The 17202-nt window shown below is 35.1% G+C and carries 17 protein-coding genes and 1 other annotated feature; of the genes, 13 read left to right on the top strand and 4 right to left on the bottom strand.

The features are described 5' to 3' along the window. The first annotated feature begins 2 nt into the window (after positions 1 to 2). The 7 genes from ftsZ to ileS all read left to right on the top strand — a co-directional run bounded on the left by ftsZ (position 3) and on the right by ileS (position 7823). On the top strand, positions 3 to 1259 hold the full coding sequence (gene ftsZ / locus C240_RS15840) for a cell division protein FtsZ (RefSeq protein WP_271497835.1): 1257 nt from the start codon (positions 3 to 5) through the stop codon (positions 1257 to 1259). Between the two features lie 14 nt (positions 1260 to 1273). Beyond that, on the top strand, positions 1274 to 1951 hold the full coding sequence (locus C240_RS15835; RefSeq protein ID WP_271497832.1) for a YggS family pyridoxal phosphate-dependent enzyme: 678 nt from the start codon (positions 1274 to 1276) through the stop codon (positions 1949 to 1951). Between the two features lie 13 nt (positions 1952 to 1964). Then, positions 1965 to 2567: a cell division protein SepF gene (locus tag C240_RS15830; RefSeq protein ID WP_271497829.1), complete on the top strand. Its 603-nt coding sequence runs from the start codon at positions 1965 to 1967 to the stop codon at positions 2565 to 2567. 11 nt (positions 2568 to 2578) lie between these two features. Continuing rightward, entirely contained in the window at positions 2579 to 2851 is a 273-nt protein-coding gene (locus C240_RS15825) for a YggT family protein (protein WP_271497920.1), read from the top strand. 22 nt (positions 2852 to 2873) lie between these two features. Beyond that, the gene (locus C240_RS15820) at positions 2874 to 3656 is read left to right on the top strand and encodes a YlmH family RNA-binding protein (protein WP_271497826.1); all 783 of its coding nucleotides are present in this window, start codon (positions 2874 to 2876) and stop codon (positions 3654 to 3656) included. 19 nt (positions 3657 to 3675) lie between these two features. Beyond that, positions 3676 to 4398 (top strand): DivIVA domain-containing protein, encoded by a 723-nt coding sequence (locus C240_RS15815; protein WP_271497823.1) that lies wholly within the window; start codon positions 3676 to 3678, stop codon positions 4396 to 4398. Beyond that, positions 4398 to 4617 (top strand) — a binding site (T-box leader). It overlaps the preceding gene by 1 nt. Positions 4618 to 5027: 410 nt before the next feature. After that, positions 5028 to 7823 (top strand): isoleucine--tRNA ligase, encoded by a 2796-nt coding sequence (gene ileS, locus C240_RS15810; RefSeq protein ID WP_271497820.1) that lies wholly within the window; start codon positions 5028 to 5030, stop codon positions 7821 to 7823. Between the two features lie 106 nt (positions 7824 to 7929). On the opposite strand, the gene zwf is transcribed toward ileS, so the two are convergent. Both zwf and C240_RS15800 read right to left on the bottom strand, forming a co-directional pair. Continuing rightward, positions 7930 to 9447 (bottom strand): glucose-6-phosphate dehydrogenase, encoded by a 1518-nt coding sequence (gene zwf, locus C240_RS15805; RefSeq protein WP_271497817.1) that lies wholly within the window; start codon positions 9445 to 9447, stop codon positions 7930 to 7932. A gap of 49 nt (positions 9448 to 9496) precedes the next feature. After that, positions 9497 to 10144, bottom strand: coding sequence for a metal-dependent transcriptional regulator (locus C240_RS15800; protein WP_271497815.1), 648 nt, complete (start codon positions 10142 to 10144; stop codon positions 9497 to 9499). Positions 10145 to 10482: 338 nt separating this feature from the next. Between C240_RS15800 and C240_RS15795 the strand changes: the two genes are divergently transcribed. The 4 genes from C240_RS15795 to C240_RS15780 all read left to right on the top strand — a co-directional run bounded on the left by C240_RS15795 (position 10483) and on the right by C240_RS15780 (position 13284). Beyond that, the gene (locus tag C240_RS15795) at positions 10483 to 10881 is read left to right on the top strand and encodes a hypothetical protein (protein WP_271497812.1); all 399 of its coding nucleotides are present in this window, start codon (positions 10483 to 10485) and stop codon (positions 10879 to 10881) included. A 119-nt stretch (positions 10882 to 11000) separates the two neighbouring features. Beyond that, complete coding sequence (glpK, locus tag C240_RS15790) at positions 11001 to 12506, top strand: glycerol kinase GlpK (RefSeq protein ID WP_271497809.1); 1506 nt, start codon at positions 11001 to 11003, stop codon at positions 12504 to 12506. A 24-nt stretch (positions 12507 to 12530) separates the two neighbouring features. Then, positions 12531 to 12914: a VOC family protein gene (locus C240_RS15785; protein WP_271497805.1), complete on the top strand. Its 384-nt coding sequence runs from the start codon at positions 12531 to 12533 to the stop codon at positions 12912 to 12914. Between the two features lie 7 nt (positions 12915 to 12921). After that, positions 12922 to 13284: an MmcQ/YjbR family DNA-binding protein gene (locus tag C240_RS15780; protein ID WP_271497802.1), complete on the top strand. Its 363-nt coding sequence runs from the start codon at positions 12922 to 12924 to the stop codon at positions 13282 to 13284. Between the two features lie 197 nt (positions 13285 to 13481). Here C240_RS15780 and C240_RS15775 read toward each other — a convergent pair whose 3' ends face one another. Then, the gene (locus tag C240_RS15775) at positions 13482 to 14222 is read right to left on the bottom strand and encodes a TraX family protein (protein WP_271497800.1); all 741 of its coding nucleotides are present in this window, start codon (positions 14220 to 14222) and stop codon (positions 13482 to 13484) included. Between the two features lie 142 nt (positions 14223 to 14364). Here C240_RS15775 and C240_RS15770 point away from each other — a divergent pair, with 142 nt between their 5' ends. Together C240_RS15770 and C240_RS15765 are read left to right on the top strand one after the other, a co-directional pair. Beyond that, the gene (locus tag C240_RS15770) at positions 14365 to 14832 is read left to right on the top strand and encodes a hypothetical protein (protein ID WP_271497797.1); all 468 of its coding nucleotides are present in this window, start codon (positions 14365 to 14367) and stop codon (positions 14830 to 14832) included. A 91-nt stretch (positions 14833 to 14923) separates the two neighbouring features. Continuing rightward, positions 14924 to 15724, top strand: a complete 801-nt coding sequence (locus C240_RS15765; RefSeq protein WP_271497918.1) for a MerR family transcriptional regulator — start codon at positions 14924 to 14926, stop codon at positions 15722 to 15724. Between the two features lie 76 nt (positions 15725 to 15800). Here C240_RS15765 and C240_RS15760 read toward each other — a convergent pair whose 3' ends face one another. Beyond that, the gene (locus C240_RS15760; RefSeq protein ID WP_271497794.1) at positions 15801 to 17123 is read right to left on the bottom strand and encodes a helix-turn-helix domain-containing protein; all 1323 of its coding nucleotides are present in this window, start codon (positions 17121 to 17123) and stop codon (positions 15801 to 15803) included. Positions 17124 to 17202 lie beyond the last annotated feature (79 nt).

Genomic DNA, 17202 nt, shown 5'->3' with positions numbered 1-17202 from the left:
CTATGGAATTTTCTTTAGATAATAACATTAACAATGGTGCTGTCATCAAAGTTATCGGTGTCGGCGGCGGTGGCGGTAACGCTGTTAACCGCATGATTGAAGAAAACGTCAAAGGCGTAGAATTCATCGCTGCAAATACAGATGTACAAGCTCTTAAAAACTCAAAAGCAGAAACAGTGATTCAACTTGGACCTAAGTATACACGCGGTTTAGGTGCTGGTTCACAGCCAGAAGTTGGCCAAAAAGCTGCAGAAGAAAGTGAACAAGTAATCTCAGACGCGTTACAAGGAGCAGATATGATTTTCATTACTGCTGGTATGGGCGGCGGAACAGGGACAGGGGCTGCTCCTGTTGTTGCTAAAATCGCTAAAGAACTTGGAGCTTTAACTGTAGGTGTTGTTACTCGACCATTTAGTTTTGAAGGACCAAAACGTGGACGTTTTGCAGCAGAAGGTATTGCTCTATTAAAAGAAAATGTTGATACACTTCTAATTATTTCAAATAATCGTCTATTAGAAGTTGTTGATAAAAAGACACCAATGCTTGAAGCATTCCGTGAAGCTGACAATGTTTTACGTCAAGGAGTACAAGGTATTTCGGATCTGATTACAGCTCCTGGATATGTTAACTTGGACTTCGCTGATGTGAAAACAGTGATGGAAAACCAAGGGACTGCCTTGATGGGAATCGGTGTTGCTAGCGGTGAAGATCGTGTAATTGAAGCAACTAAGAAAGCAATTTCTTCTCCATTACTAGAAACTTCTATTGATGGTGCTGAACAAGTATTGCTAAACATTACTGGTGGCCTAGATATGACATTATTTGAAGCGCAAGATGCTTCTGATATCGTAACAAGTGCTGCAACAGGTGACGTAAACATTATCTTAGGTACATCGATTAATGAAGACCTAGGTGATGAAATTCGTGTAACGGTTATTGCAACAGGGATTGATCCTTCAAAAAAAGATCGTAAATCTCATCGTCAAAATAGACCAACACAAATTCAATCAGTACAACAAGCACCAGTTCTTGATATGGAACAATCAAAGCCGTCACAAGCATCACAGCCTCAACCACAAGAAGAGACAAGTGCATTTGGTGACTGGGATATCCGTCGTGAGCAAAATGTGCGTCCAAAAGTAGAAGATACAACATTCGAGAATGTTGAGAAAAAAGACTTTGAAACATTTCATCGTGAAGAACCAACTCAAAATGACGATGAATTAAACACACCACCATTTTTCCGCAGAAAAAGATAGGAGCGATTTGACTGATGCTAGTTGAAAACTTAAATAATATCAATCAAAAAATTCAACTAGCGTGTCAAAAAGCGCAACGGTCAGTCGATGACGTAACAATGATTGCCGTTACTAAATCAGTGGAAAGTGGCACTGCCAAGGAGCTTGCTGAACTTGGCATCGAAAATATGGCTGAAAACCGGGTCGATAAATTATTAGAAAAGAAAATGGCACTGAAAAATTTTTCATCGATTAAGTGGCATTTGATTGGTAATTTACAACGTAGGAAGGTAAAATTAGTAATCAACGAAATAGATTATTTTCATGCTTTAGACAGTTTAAAATTAGCAGAAGAAATTCAAAAACGAGCAGAGAAAGAGATTTCCTGTTTTATCGAAGTAAATATTACTGGTGAGGAAACGAAACATGGATTCAAACCAGAGGAAGTAATTGAATTTATTCATGAATTGGCTCCATTAGATAAAATCAAAATAGTTGGTTTGATGACGATGGCACCATTTGATGCTTCCGAACATGATCTTCATGAAGTATTTTCTAAACTAAAAAAACTGCAGCTAGCAATAAATGATCTAAATCTATTACATGCACCTTGTACAGAGCTTAGCATGGGAATGAGTAATGATTTCCCAATAGCGATTGAAGAAGGAGCAACTTTTGTACGAATCGGAACAGCAATTTTTAGAGGTGCGTAAAGGAGGGGAATCTATGTCAATTTTTAGTAAAAATGCGTTATCGAGCTTTTTTGGATTATCTGGAGAAGATGAGTATGATAATTACGATGAATATGAAGAGCAAAAGGTTGTGAATCAACAACAACCAGCAAGACAGACGGTTCGACAAGTACAGCAGGTTTCACAGCCAACTGAGCCTTTAACCGAAAAGCCATCTGCTCGTTATCGTTCAACTGAAACGCATCAAGATAAGAAAGAAAGCCGTCAGGAAACAGCATTTAATGAGAAAAAAGTTGTCTCCATGCGTAGTTCTAATAACTCAAATTCTAAGCGTCCACAAGAGACACATAGCTCAGCTAGACCCGGTAAGATTACAATTCTTGAACCGCGTGTTTATTCTGAAGCAATGAATATTGCTAAACATATCATTGCAAGTGATGCTGTACTTATAAACTTCCATTTAGTTGAAGAAACTCAAGCTAGAAGAATTGTTGACTTTCTAACTGGAACAGTTTATGCATTGGATGGAGACATTCAACGTGTGGGCGATGAAATTTTTCTATGTACACCATCAAGTATCGAAATCGACAGCGCTACAGCTCAGTCTTTAGCAAAAAAACAAATGTTTGATTTTTAAGTCAGGAGGGAATTATTATCGCATTTTTCATATACTTACTATATAAATGTGTGCAGGTTTATTCTGGACTTTTAATCATTTATGCATTGTTATCTTGGTTTCCAGGTGCATATGACTCAACATTAGGTCGTTTGATTTCAAGAATTTGTGAACCATACTTAAGACTATTCGATCGTTTAAATTTAAGAATCGGTATGGTCGGTTTCAATGTAATGATTGCAATTATTGTATTAAACTTGGCAGCTAGTGCATTAGCAAGAATTTTACAATCTATTTTGTATTAATAAAAGAGAGGATGATTTGTCTATGAACGCAAATGTGTACCAACATTTTCGAAAAGATGAGCATCCTTTTATTGATTCTGTGGGTGATTGGCTGGAACAAGTTGAAAGTCAGTACGCACCGTTTTTATCAGATTTTTTAGATCCTAGGCAAGCTTATATTTTGGAAACCTTGATACGGCAAAATAGTGATTTGAAATTTCAGTTTTATGGCGGCTATGAACAAGCTGAAAGAAAACGTTGCTTAATTTTTCCAGATTACTATGAACCAAAACAAGATGATTTTGAAATTGAATTATTTGAAGTGGTTTATCCAATGAAGTTTTCTAGTTTGTCACATGGGAAAATTTTGGGAACATTGGTTAATACTGGTATTAAACGGGAGTTCTTTGGGGATATTATTTCTGATGGTGACAGGTGGCAAGTATTTGTTGCAAAAGAAATAGCTAATTTTATTTTGATGCAAATTGAAAAAATTGGCAAAATATCAGTAAGGTTAGAAGATAGAAATTATACAGAAATGATTATCCCAAAAGACGATTGGGTGCAAGAAAGAATGACAATTAGTTCATTACGTCTGGATAATTTGATTTCTACCGTATATAATATATCTAGACAGAGATCAAAACAATTGATCGAATCTGGTAAAGTTAAAGTAAATTGGACGGAAAACTTAAGACCTGATTTTTTAGTAGATTTATTTGATATTGTATCTATTAGAGGGTTTGGTCGTGTTCAAGTTCAAGAATTGGAAGGTAAAACGAAAAAAGACAAGTTTCGTTTGTTATTGGGAGTTTTACGAAAATAATCCAAAGAGGTGAAGGAATATGGCATTAACTCCATTAGATATTCAAAATAAAAATTTCCCTTCAAAAATGAGAGGGTATAATCAAGACGATGTTGATGATTTTTTAGACCAAGTAACGAAAGACTATGAAGATGCTCTTCAAAAAAATCGTGAACTTGAAAAATCACTGAAACACGCAGAAGAAAAGTTACAATATTTTAATGAATTAAAAGATGCATTGAACCAATCAATTATTGTTGCTCAAGATACTGCCGACAAAGTTAAAACAAGTGCAAATAAAGAATCAGAAGTGATCGTAACATCAGCTGAAAACACAGCGAATGAAATGATTTCATCTGCTGAAAAACGTTCTACCACTTTAATTTCTTCAGCTGAAGAAAAAGCAAGAGAAATTTTAACAGATGCGACAGATCGTGCTCGTCAATTAGCTGCGGAAACTGATGATCTTAAGAAGAAAACTCGTGTTTTCCATCAACGTCTAAGTTTAATGTTGGAAACACAATTAGAACAAGTTAAAAGCGAAGAATGGAACGAACTTTTAAAACCTTTCTCAAGTTATGTAAGTGATTCACATACAGTTATTAAAGAAGTTTTAGCAGATGATCTTGGCAAAGATGAAGAACCAGCTTCAGCGCCAACTCAGGAAGCTGCTCCGATCGAAACTTTAGATCAATCAACAATAGAGAAAGCTGCCTTAGATCCAAAAGCAATGCTTGATCTATTAAACAAAAATCCTGAATAATTTTGTAAATAAATAGAACAGAAAATTCAATCCTATTCTTTTAGCGAGTCAATGACAGTGAAAGATTGACAGACCCTAGCATTGAAAAGATCCTCTATTTTACTCAAGTTTGAATCTAGTAAAACTTGACGAGTAATTTCGTTAACAATTACAGAGGAAATGGTTGAAACTTCAACTATTTTAAATTTGGGTGGTAACACGAGTACTTTCGTCCCTTGGGATGAAGGTACTTTTTTGCTGTGAATCACTACGATTGCCAAAGGCAGAGTAGATGATGAACAGTACTTGGCGAACAAAGAGAGCGAAGTCACCGTACTAGAGAATCACTATACTTCGTTGCAAGTACATCAATTTCAAAGAGCAAAATGTCTAAGAATTGAAGAATAACGATTGCCAAAGGCAGAGTAGATGATGAACAGCACTTGGCGAACAAAGAGAGCGAAGTCACCGTACTAGAGAATCGGCGTGTTTTATTTCAAGCAAATCAATTTCAAAGATCTACCATTCTTAGATGTATAAGGTTGAAAAAACAGCAGATCATATATTGTATAAAAAGCTAAAATACTTTAAAAATTAAGCTTTAAAATAATAACACCAAAACAGCTATAAATGAAAGTGAGGAAGTAAAAATGAAAATGAAAGAAACACTACAATTAGGAAAAACAGCTTTTCCAATGCGTGGTAATTTGCCAAATCGTGAAGTTGAATGGCAAAAAGATTGGGAAGAACAAAAAATTTATGAAAAGCGTCAAGAGCTAAATGAAGGTAAACCAACATTTGTTTTACATGATGGTCCTCCCTATGCAAATGGGAATATCCATTTAGGTCATTCATTGAACAAAATTAGTAAAGACATCATCATTCGTTCAAAATCAATGTCAGGATTCCGTTCACCTTATGTTCCTGGCTGGGATACTCATGGTTTGCCAATTGAGCAGGTATTAACAAACAAAGGTATTAAAAGAAAAGAAATGACATTAGCTGAGTACCGTGAAAAATGTGAGGAGTATGCTCGTTCCCAAGTTGATACACAACGTGAAGACTTCAAACGTTTAGGTGTTGCAGGTGATTGGGAGCATCCATATATTACATTAGATCCATCTTATGAAGCAGCTGAAATTCGTGTGTTTGGTAAAATGGCTGAAAAAGGCTATATTTATAAAGGCTTAAAACCAATTTATTGGTCACCATCGAGTGAATCTTCTTTAGCGGAAGCAGAAATTGAATATAAAGATGTCAAATCAGCTTCGATTTATGTCGCATTTAAAGTTGTTGATGGTAAAGGGATTTTAGACACAGATACTTCGTTAGTGATTTGGACAACTACTCCTTGGACTTTACCAGCAAACTTAGGTATTTCAGTAAACCCTGATTATCAGTATGTAGTAGTGAAAGCTTACGGCAAAAAATATGTTGTTGCGAAAGATCTTTTAAATACAGTCAAAGAAGCTATTGGTTGGGAAGACGATGATCTTGAAGTTCTTGAAACAATTTCTGGTAAAGATATGGAATATATGACAGCGCAACATCCATTTTACGACCGTACATCATTGGTTATGCTAGGCGATCACGTAACATTAGAAGCGGGTACAGGATTAGTTCATACTGCACCTGGACATGGTGAAGACGATTATATTGTAGGGAAAAAATATAATTTAGATGTCCTTTCACCTGTAGATAACCGTGGAGTATTTACAGACGAAGCGCCTGGTTTTGAAGGTGTCTTTTACGATAAAGCAAACCCTATGATTACAGCTTTGTTGGATGAAAAAGATGCATTATTGAAACTGGATTTCTTTACCCATAGTTATCCACATGACTGGCGTACGAAAAAACCGGTTATTTATCGCGCAACACCACAGTGGTTTGCCTCAATCGATAAGTTCCGTCAAAACATCTTGGATGAAGTTGAAAAAGTTGACTGGATTCTACCTTGGGGTAAAACACGTCTATACAATATGATTCGTGATCGAGGCGATTGGGTTATTTCTCGTCAACGTGCGTGGGGTGTACCGTTACCGATTTTTTATGCAGAAAATGGGGAAGCAATCATTACACCTGAAACAATTGAACATGTAGCAAATTTATTCGCGGAGCATGGATCAAATGTTTGGTTTAAACGTGAGGCAAAAGAATTACTTCCTGAAGGATTTACGCATTCAGGTTCACCAAATGGAGAATTTACCAAAGAAAATGATATTATGGATGTTTGGTTTGATTCGGGATCTTCTCATGAAGCTGTGTTACGTCAACGCCCTGAATTAACTTTCCCCGCTGATATGTATTTAGAAGGCTCTGACCAATATCGTGGCTGGTTTAACTCAAGTATTACAACAAGTGTAGCAATCAATGGTGTAGCGCCTTATAAAGCTGTTTTATCACAAGGATTTACTTTAGATGGCGAAGGTCGTAAAATGAGTAAATCTTTAGGGAATACAATTTTACCAGATAAAGTGATTAAACAAATGGGGGCAGATATTCTACGTCTGTGGGTAAGTAGTGTGGATTATGAAGCGGATGTTCGTGTGTCTATGGATATCTTGAATCAAGTATCTGAAGTTTATCGTAAAATCCGTAATACTATGCGGTTCTTGTTAGCTAATACAAGTGATTTTGAACCAAATGAACATACGGTTGCTTATGATGAATTACGTTCTGTGGATAAATATATGGTGGTTCGTTTAAATCAAGTTATTGAAGAGATTCGTGAAAAAGGCTATGAGAAATACAATTTCATGCAAATCTATCGTTCAGTGATGAATTTCTTAACAGTTGATTTGTCTTCATTCTACTTGGATTTTGCTAAAGATGTGGTTTATATCGAAGCAGAAGATAACTATCAACGTCGTTGTATGCAAACTGTTTTCTATCAAACAGCGGTTGCTTTAACAAAATTATTAACACCAATTATTCCACATACTTCTGAAGAAATCTGGAGCTTCTTAAAAGAAGAAGAAGACTATGTTCAATTATCTGAGTTTCCTGGTTATGAAGAATTTTCAAATCAGCAAGAATTGTTAGACATGTGGGCAGCCTTTATGGACTTTAGAGACAATGTCTTAAAAGCTTTAGAAGAAGCTCGTAACGCTAAATTGATTGGTAAATCTTTAGAAGCCAAAGTAACTGTTTATCCAAACGAGCAAATTCGTCAGTTATTAACAGCGGTTGATGCAGATGTAGCACAATTACTAATTGTTTCTGATTTTGAAGTAGCTGCAGTAAATGCTGAACTTCCTGACACTGTTGAAACTTTTGATGATATGTCCATTTTTGTGGAAAAAGCTGCAGGTGAGACTTGTGATCGTTGTCGCGCTGTTCGTACAGATGTAGGTGAAGATGAAAAATTACCACACTTGTGTGGCCGTTGCGCAACAATTGTAGAAGAAAATTATCCAGAAGCTGTGGCAGAAGGATTTGAAGAGTAAGTATTTAATAGTAGAACAGAGTTCAGCTGAAAAGCTGAGTTCTGTTCTTTTTTTTAATAAAAAAATCCGCTTGCTAATAAAAGCAAACGGATCATACTAGCAAATACTATAGTTGTCCTCTTTCACGATACCAAATATCTGGCTGCCAATCCCAAGTAAAACCATCTTGTTCCAGTAACTCAAAAGCTGCATCTGGTCCCATCGAACCAGCCGCATAATTAGGAAAGTCCACAGATGTTTTATCCCAAGCTTGACGAATAATATCCACAATCCGCCAAGATTGAGCAACTTCATCCCAATGTGAAAAGTTTGTTCCATCTCCGTTTAAACTGTCCAATAAAAGCTTCTCATATGCTTCTGGACTATTTCCAGTTGTTTCAGCACTATGACGATAGTCTAATTTCACAGGTGTCGTTGTAAAACCTTGTCCAATTTCCTTGCCGTTTAAAGTCATTGAAAATCCTTCAGTTGGCTGGATATAAATTGTAAGGACATTTGGCGGTAAATCTGTTTTTTCCCCGCATTTATCTATGTCATCTTTAAAGACATTGATTGGTACTTGTTTGAAGACGATATTAATTCGAGTACCTTTTTCTGTCAGACGTTTTCCTGTACGAATATAAAATGGAACACCAGACCAGCGGAAATTATCGATTAAAAATTTTCCTGCAACAAATGTTTCTATTGTCGAATCTTCAGCAACATTGGGTTCTTCACGGTATCCAACAAACTGTTCGCTATCTAGTTTACCTTGACCATATTGACCGCGTACAAAGTTCTCTAAAGCTTCCTTTTCTGAGTATAAACGAATGGCCTGTAAAGCTTTAACTTTTTCGGCACGTATCTCTGCTTCTGAAAAGGCAACAGGCGGTTCCATTGCTAATAGAGAAACTACTTGTAAAATATGATTTTGAACCATGTCTTTTAATGCACCGCTGTGGTCATAATACCCACCACGATCTTCAACACCTAAACTTTCAGCAAAGGTAATTTGAATGTTATCAATGTAACGATTGTTCCATTGTGATTCAAAAATATTGTTAGCGAAACGAATCGCAGAAATATTTTGAATCATTTCTTTTCCTAGATAATGATCGATTCTGAAGATATCTTTTTCTGGGAAAACAGAACGAATTTCTTCATTTAGCTGGAATGCTGATTCAAAGTCTGAGCCAAATGGTTTTTCAATAATTAGTCGGTCAAAGCCTTCTTCAGTTAAGATATTTTGTGATTTTAAATGCTGAACAATTGTACCGAAGAATTGAGGAGCCATTGCTAAATAAAAAATATGATTGCCGCCAAGATTGTATTTATCATTCAGTGTATCTGATAATTTTTTCAGCGTATCATAGTGTTCTGAGTCATTAACGTTGTGTGATTGGTAATAAAAATGACTTGAAAAAGCTTCTGCTTCTTCAGCGGTTGGATTTAAATCTTTGATTGTTTCACGAACAATTTCACGATAATGTTCATCAGTCCACTCTCTCCTAGCCGTACCGATAACAGCAAAATGTTCCGCTAGATTGCCTTTTTGGTATAAACGGAATAAAGATGGATAGAGCTTTCTTTTGGCTAAATCACCAGTGCCGCCAAATATCGTAAATAGAGCTATTTTTTCATTCATCAGAGTTCCCCGCTTTCATGATATTCAGTATCTTAGATCTGAATGTATTTTATAATGGATCAACAAAAATCGTACTGGCAGCTTTGTAGCTGATTGCCAGTTGTTTTTTATCATTGCTAATACTAATTGGTCCTTCGTAAGCCGCAATTTCATCAATTCGGTACTCTTCATGGATTTGTAAATCAATTGAAACCAAATAATCTAACAATTCCTTTTCATCCAGTACACGAGCAATGCGGATAGTGGTTCCTACTGGGTAATCAGTCAATTTTTGGCGTTTTTGTTCATGAACAGGCTGATCGTCTGCCGGTATTACACCGCCATGAGGACAGAATTTCGGTTGATTTAAATATGCAGACAAGCGATTCGCTAACGTTTGGGAGGTAACATGCTCTAAAACTTCGGCATCATCGTGGACTTCATTCCAAGAATAATTTAGATGTTCTACTAAAAATACTTCCCATAAACGATGTTTACGAATAAGCGTGCTAGCTTTCTTTAAACCCAACTCCGTTAGTTGGACACCTTGATAAGGTGAATGTTCAACTAGGCCTTCTTTTACTAATTTTGAAATCATTTCGCTGACAGAGGCTGCAGAAACATCCAGCCCAGAAACAATTTGTTTGTTATTGATTTTATTTTCATCGCCACCTAACTCGAATATTAATTTTAGGTAGTCTTCGCGATTCGGGGTCATAAATTTCATCCTTTCAAAGAAGCCATCAGGTTAAGTTTATCAGAAAATTGTTTTTTTGACCATTTAATAATATATTAATCTTAAAAAAAATCTTTTGCATAGTATATGCTTGGAAAAAAGAGAAACAATCATCGGCTTGATAACGTTTTCTAAATAATAGTATCTAAAAAGAAATTTTTTGTCAGTCAAACTAACGTTCAAAATATCATTAAGATTAGAAAAAAATTAGAAAAATTCGGATATAAAAATTATTTAGCATAATATCAAAAAAAAGCTTGATTATGTATGAAAATTCTATAAAATTTAAGAGGAACAAAAAAATTAAAAGGAGTTATTTTATGAAAGTACCAGGAATGTGGAAAGGGTTAGGTTGGTTTTTAGTTATTACATCAGTTATCGGTATGTTTACTTTACTGAAATTAATTACAGATATCGGTATGATGTATGCAGCGATGTTTTTAGGTTGGTTATTGTGGTTTAGTTTGATAAGCGTATTGTTTTCTATCGGTGTAGGCGTATTGTTAATCAAAGGAAGTATTTGGGGCTACCATCTGACAAAGGTGTTATTTGTTCTAGCTATCATTAATGTTTTATTGGTTTTATTTAATTATGATACAAGCAGTCTTATATCTGTTCTTATCCGTGTATCGCTATACTGCAATTTACTTTTTTCAAAGCAGACGGATTTGTATTTATCCCATTTAAGATACACTGCGTCAAAAATTACAACTTATTAAACTTTGAAGGATGCTAAGTTCGAAAATCGAGCTTAGTATTTTTTTATTGATATAGAAATGTGACTTTTATAGGGAATTTGCTTTATAATGAAAGTATCATTTTTTAGGAGCGAGTATACGTGAAACGAAAAGAATATATACTATCGATAGATCAAGGAACGACAAGTTCTCGAGCAATTATTTTTAATCATGCTGGAAAAGAGGTAGCTGTTGCACAAAAGGAGATTACTCAGTATTTTCCAAGTCCTGGCTGGGTTGAGCATGATGCTAACGAAATTTGGAATTCAGTACAATCAGTCATTGCCGATGTGCTTATTGAGTCGAAATTGAAACCGTTTCAAATAAAGGCGATTGGTATTACTAACCAGCGAGAAACGACAGTCTTATGGGATAAAGCAACAGGTGAGCCGATTTATCATGCAGTAGTCTGGCAGTCAAAGCAAACGAATGAAATTGCGGATATGCTTAAGGAAAATGGACATAAAGCCTTTTTCCAGCAACGAACTGGTTTGATTATTGACTCTTATTTTTCAGCGACAAAGGTAAAGTGGTTATTGGAAAATGTTTCTGGTGCTAGAGAAAAAGCCGAGGCTGGAAAATTGTTGTTCGGTACGATAGATACATGGTTGATGTGGAAACTTACTGGAGGAAAAGTTCATAAGACTGATTATACTAATGCTAGCCGAACGATGCTGTTTAATATACATTCCTTAGATTGGGACCAAGAAATTTTGGATTTACTGGATATTCCTAGCAATATTTTGCCTACTGTCTGTTCAAATGCTGAAGTTTATGGTTATACTGAGGACTATCATTTTTATGGAGAAAATATTCCGATAGCTGCAATGGCAGGCGATCAGCAGGCGGCACTTTTTGGTCAAAGGGCATTTGAAAAAGGAATGGTCAAAAATACCTATGGCACAGGTGCTTTTATGGTAATGAACACTGGAGAAAAAGCTATTATATCTGATAATGGCTTGCTGACGACAATTGGTTATGGCATTAATGGCAAAATTACGTATGCTTTAGAAGGCAGTATTTTTGTTGCAGGATCTGCGATTCAATGGTTGCGAGATGGTTTAAGAATTATTGAAAATGCAAGTGAATCTGAATCATTAGCAAAACAAGTACCAGACTCTGATGGTGTTTATGTCGTTCCTGCATTTACTGGATTAGGTGCTCCATACTGGGATCAAGATGCAAGAGGAACTGTGCTTGGCATTACCAGAGGAACGACAAAAGAACATTTGATTCGTGCGACTTTAGAATCTATTGCGTATCAAAGCGCAGATGTTATCAAAACAATGGAGAATGATTCTGGTATTAAAATTAAATTATTACGTGCTGCCGGTGGTGCTTCCAGAAATGATTTACTAATGCAATTTCAGGCCGACATTATTGATAAGCCAGTAGAAGCAGCGGATTTTTCAGAAACAACAGCTTTAGGAGTGGCGTACTTGGCAGGATTAGCGGTTGGCTTTTGGAATGATTTAAATGAAATTCAAACATTTGCCCACGAGAGTAAACGATTTGATGCTAAAATTACTAACGAAAAACGCAGTGAATTATACGAAGGCTGGAAAATGGCAGTACAGGCAACGATGGTTTTTAAAAATAGAGAGTAAATGAGAGAACGGAGGAATAGTGAAATGAAATTGGATATGGTAGGAATCATTGTCGAATCGATGGAGCAGTCAATATTGTTTTATGAACGCTTAGGTTTTAAAGCGATTCGGGAAAGAGAAGCAGAGTATGTCGAGTTAGAGCATGAAGGAATCAGAATTTCATTAAATACTAAAAAAATGATCGCAGGGATTTACGGCTATCCACCAAAAAGTGAAGGGGACAAAATCGAACTAGCTTTTCTGTGTGATTCGCCCAAAGAAATTGACCAACTGTGTGAAAAGATGCAGCAGTTTGGTTACGAGTTGTTCAAAGAACCATGGCATGCTTTTTGGGGACAATATTATGCAATCATTAAAGATGTAGACGGTAATCTTTTAAGTCTGTTTTGTAATGAACAGGAGGGATAAATTAGCTATGGAGCAATTAATTCAATATTTAAAATCAGAAGCCAATACATGGTCAGGTGCTTCAGTTCACTATCGAGAAGATTGGGACTGCGATTATTTTGGGATTGAAGGAAAATGTTTTTGTATGTTAGGCAAAAATAAAACGGGTGATTGGGTGATGACGGTCAAAGGTGATCCAGAGCAAAATGAACAACTTCGAGAGCAATATACGGATGTTCTCCCTGGTTATTATGCTAATAAAACACACTGGAATTCCTTCTTACTAGAAAATACTTCTTTTACAAAGGAACAGCTAGCCCTTTTTCTAAAAAATTCATACGAACTTGTTTTAGGTAAATTACCGAAAAAAGTTCAAGAAAAATACAAATAATAAAAAAGGCTGAGAAAAAAGCATGTTGTCGTGTGAACTGATTAAGTACTTTGCTACAGCAAGTAAGATGGAATTCTAGTCAATTGGTGTAATCGGACAAAAGTGCAGTATTTGCTTTTTTCTCACCGTTTATTTGGTTTAACGTGTGGTGCAAAACAGGTTTTAAGTTTTGCACCACAATTTTTATTATTATACTGCTAAGCTTGATTAAGGTAAAAAGCAATTAATGTAATCAACCACAAATGGGCTGGATAAAAAATATAAAAAATATATTTAAAGATCGGCTTATTACTCCCTTTTTTTCCATTATAAAGAGCAATGAATGGCAGGACTGTAATAAACAAAAAATCGGGATTCATAATCATGACCATCTTGAGTGTATCAATGGAATAATCCGGCAGTCCAATTAAATTCATTGATAGTAGTATGAGAGAAAAAATGATGTAACCAATTGTTCGTTTACGCGGTTGTTCTCTGAAAAAATAACTAATCAGCATAAACGGAACAACTACTAAACCGCCTTCTACTAAACCTAGCAGAGCAACTATCGTTAAAATTAGTGCAACTAATAGTGCTAAAATTCGAAAGAAAGGTTCCTTGATTCGTCGAGAAAAATCAATTGCCCAAATAATAGAAACACCGATCGCCAGAGTTAAAAAGATATTATTATGAATACCTAATGCAGGATTTTTAACGATCAACGTATTAATAATAGTGTTTCCTAAAAACATAAACCCGGTCCAGCCATACAAGCGCAGTAAATAATTTTTACGACTTCTAGTATAATGAAATCCTTCTACTGCCATAAAGCCGAAAAAGACTCCGACACAGCGAGTAATAAGATTAAAGGGTACAACTAATTGCGGTGGTAAAAGTGGTGCCAGATGATCTAAAACCATCAAGCTCATCATAATAAGTTTTAATTGATTTGCGTTCATTAAGTTCTTCCAATCCATAAGTTATTGTCACTTTTATCAGTATAGAAAAAATAACAATCATTGGCGTGGGATTCAGCGAACAAATAGCTAACAAAAATGAGAGATTTAGGTAATAAATTAACTAACGAAAGAAGGCATATTAATGTTAGATGAATTTTTCTGCACGTATAAGACTAATTCCCCAGTTGTTTTTGAAGAAAAAGATCAAGATAAAATCAAAATAGTTCAGCTTTTTATAGAAAATGGGATCATGAAAATTAGTGATAAAAGTTATCCAATTGTGTATGGAGATGTTTTTTTTATAGATGCTGGTCAAGAATATTCTATAGAAGAACTTGACGAGGAAGTTATTCAAAGCAGTGTGATGATCGATGCTGTTTATTTGGAAGAAATAGCGAAATTATTGAATTTCAAAAAAGAATATCATCAGATTTTAAAAAAATACGGGAGTACACATGTGGCAGCTCCCCATTATAAAGCTATTGACCAGCGCTTTAAAGAAGCTTTTAGTGTATATACTGCTGAAAAAACGTTTGCTCAAGCATTGTTTATTTCAAGAATTATTGAGCTGTTTAATTATGCTGTAATTACGATCAATAAAAGAAAGTAAAAAAGTTTTCATTTTCTGTTGACTCTCCCCTTACTGGAAGTCGTAAACTAAGAATGTCTCGAGGCAAAACTAAAGCAATAGGAGGAAAACTATACTATCGATTGGTGATTTTTCAAAAGTCTCTCAAGTGTCACGTAAAACACTTCGTTATTACGATGAAATTGATTTATTGAAGCCATCGTTTACAGATCTAAAAAGTGGTTATCGCTACTACGAAGTAGGTCAGTTAGAAACAATTCTTTTGATTAAGCGTTTAAAAGAGTATCTGTTTACTTTGGATGAAATTAAATTGGTGCTGGAAAGCGAACAAGACCAAGAATTGCTTCAAACAAAAATCAATCAAAAGAAACAAAAACTCACACAAAAGATGCAGGAGTATTCTCTATTGTTGACACGCTTAGTGGATGATTTATCCACATTAGAAGGGGGAAACAAACTGATGTCTTATTTAAATGAAATCGAAGTCAAATTAAGCGAAGTACCGGAAATGAATCTATTATTTATTAGAAAACAAATGAATGTTCAAGATTATGGTAAATATGCAGGAGAGTTATTCGCAAAAGTTGGAGCAGAAAATTTAACACCCACAGCGCCACCCATGTCGATCTATCACAGTCCGGATTTTGATCCAGAAAACTCAGATATTGAAATTGCTGTACCAATAGCTGAAAAAACAGATCAAACTAGAATCTTACTTAAAAGTTTATGCGCATTTTCAAGATATGAGGGTTCCTATAGTGAACTAGCTTCAGTTTATAGCAAGCTGATTAAATGGATTGAAGAACAAGGGTACAAAGTAAAAGCTGCTCCTTTTGAGATTTACCAGACAGATCCCGCAGTGACAGCTCCTGAAAAAAATATTGTGGATGTTTATTTTCCGGTAGAGATTTAAAGAAAGTTATCATCTAGTTAAAGTGTGAGTAGGACAAAACTGATCGTCCCACTCACATTTTTATCATACTACGATCTTAGTCAAAAATTAATTCAATTTCTTTTTGTTTGCTTATGATAAATTCCAATAGTTCTCGATTTATTTTTGCCAATTTTTTGAATGTAGGTGTATCATTGTCTTCATCACTAAAATAAGCTACGCAAATCATTTGAATCGCGCAAATAACATAAAATATTGCTCTTTTTTCTTCTTTCGTTAAAGGATTCTCTTCATCATATCCATGCAAAATTTCAGTAAGAATTGAGATCCAGGCTAAACGATTTTCTTTATTCGCTTGGCTTAAAATGCTGGTTGCACAATAACAAGGATCGAATAAACGGATATTTTTTTCTACTAAATCAAAATCAATAAAACCATTTAAGCTAGAGTCTACAAATAAAATATTTTCAAAATTAGGATCGCGGTGAATAATTTGTGTTGGTAATGTACCATACAGCGTAGAAAAATTTTCTATAAAGGTAGAAAAAAACTTTTCTGGAATCTCTAGCTTCCATTGTTTCTGTTGTTTTTGGATAATGGGAAGTGCCCAATTGTTTACAACTTCAAATAAGTTAGATGAATCACACAAAACTTGATCTTCCACTTCCAAAAACGCTTGATGGAGTTTGGCAATGGCAATACCGTAGGAGAATCCATAATTGTCTGCAGAAGATCGAAAAAGCTTTTCAATCGTTAAAGGTTCACCTTTTACCCCTTGCTTTAAAATAAACATAGCATCATCTTCAATAAAGAGTTGGTCATCTATTGTTTTTACTGGTAAGGAAACAGAAAGCCCATGTTTAGCTAGAGTTTCAGCAATGAGAATATTTTTCAGTTCGCCAGATGTATCAACAGTTTGATGTAAAAAGTAATCTGTGCCTATTTGCCATACTCTTTTCGGAGCGTAAAGACTATTGTCGGTTGATATTTCTTGTATGGAAAGAGATGGGGAGATTGCCCAATTTTTTAATATTTCTTTTAATTCACACTTGTTTAGATGGATCATTTTAACCTCCAAATAGTTTGTTTGTACTATCTCATTTTTATAGATTTCCAAGTATTTTTTTGGGGAGCAGCCATATTCTTTGATAAAGGCTTTATAAAAACCTGCATAAGTTGAAAAACCATAGTGAAGTGAAACATCCATTGCTTTTTTTCCACAAGATATTTCGTAGACTATTTTTTTTAATCTTCTATTTAAGATATAAGCTGACAAAGATATTCCCATATTTGAGGAAAATAAACGATAAAAATAGTAAGTTGAATAACCTGATTTTTTAGCGAGTTCGTCTGCCGTTAGGTCAATAGTTAAGTTGTTTTCTATAGAAGTTAATAATTGATTGAATGATTTTGCTGTCATCTAAATTTCCTCCATTACTTTATGCTTAGTATACATGAAATTAATTTGAAAAGATTTCCTGTAGTGCGAAGTATCTATT

This window comes from Enterococcus sp. 5H (genome assembly GCF_028128615.1).
In the GTDB taxonomy this organism is placed as follows: domain Bacteria; phylum Bacillota; class Bacilli; order Lactobacillales; family Enterococcaceae; genus Enterococcus_L.
The sequence above is the reverse complement of the archived record's forward strand: the minus strand, read 5'-3'. Positions and strand labels throughout refer to the sequence as shown.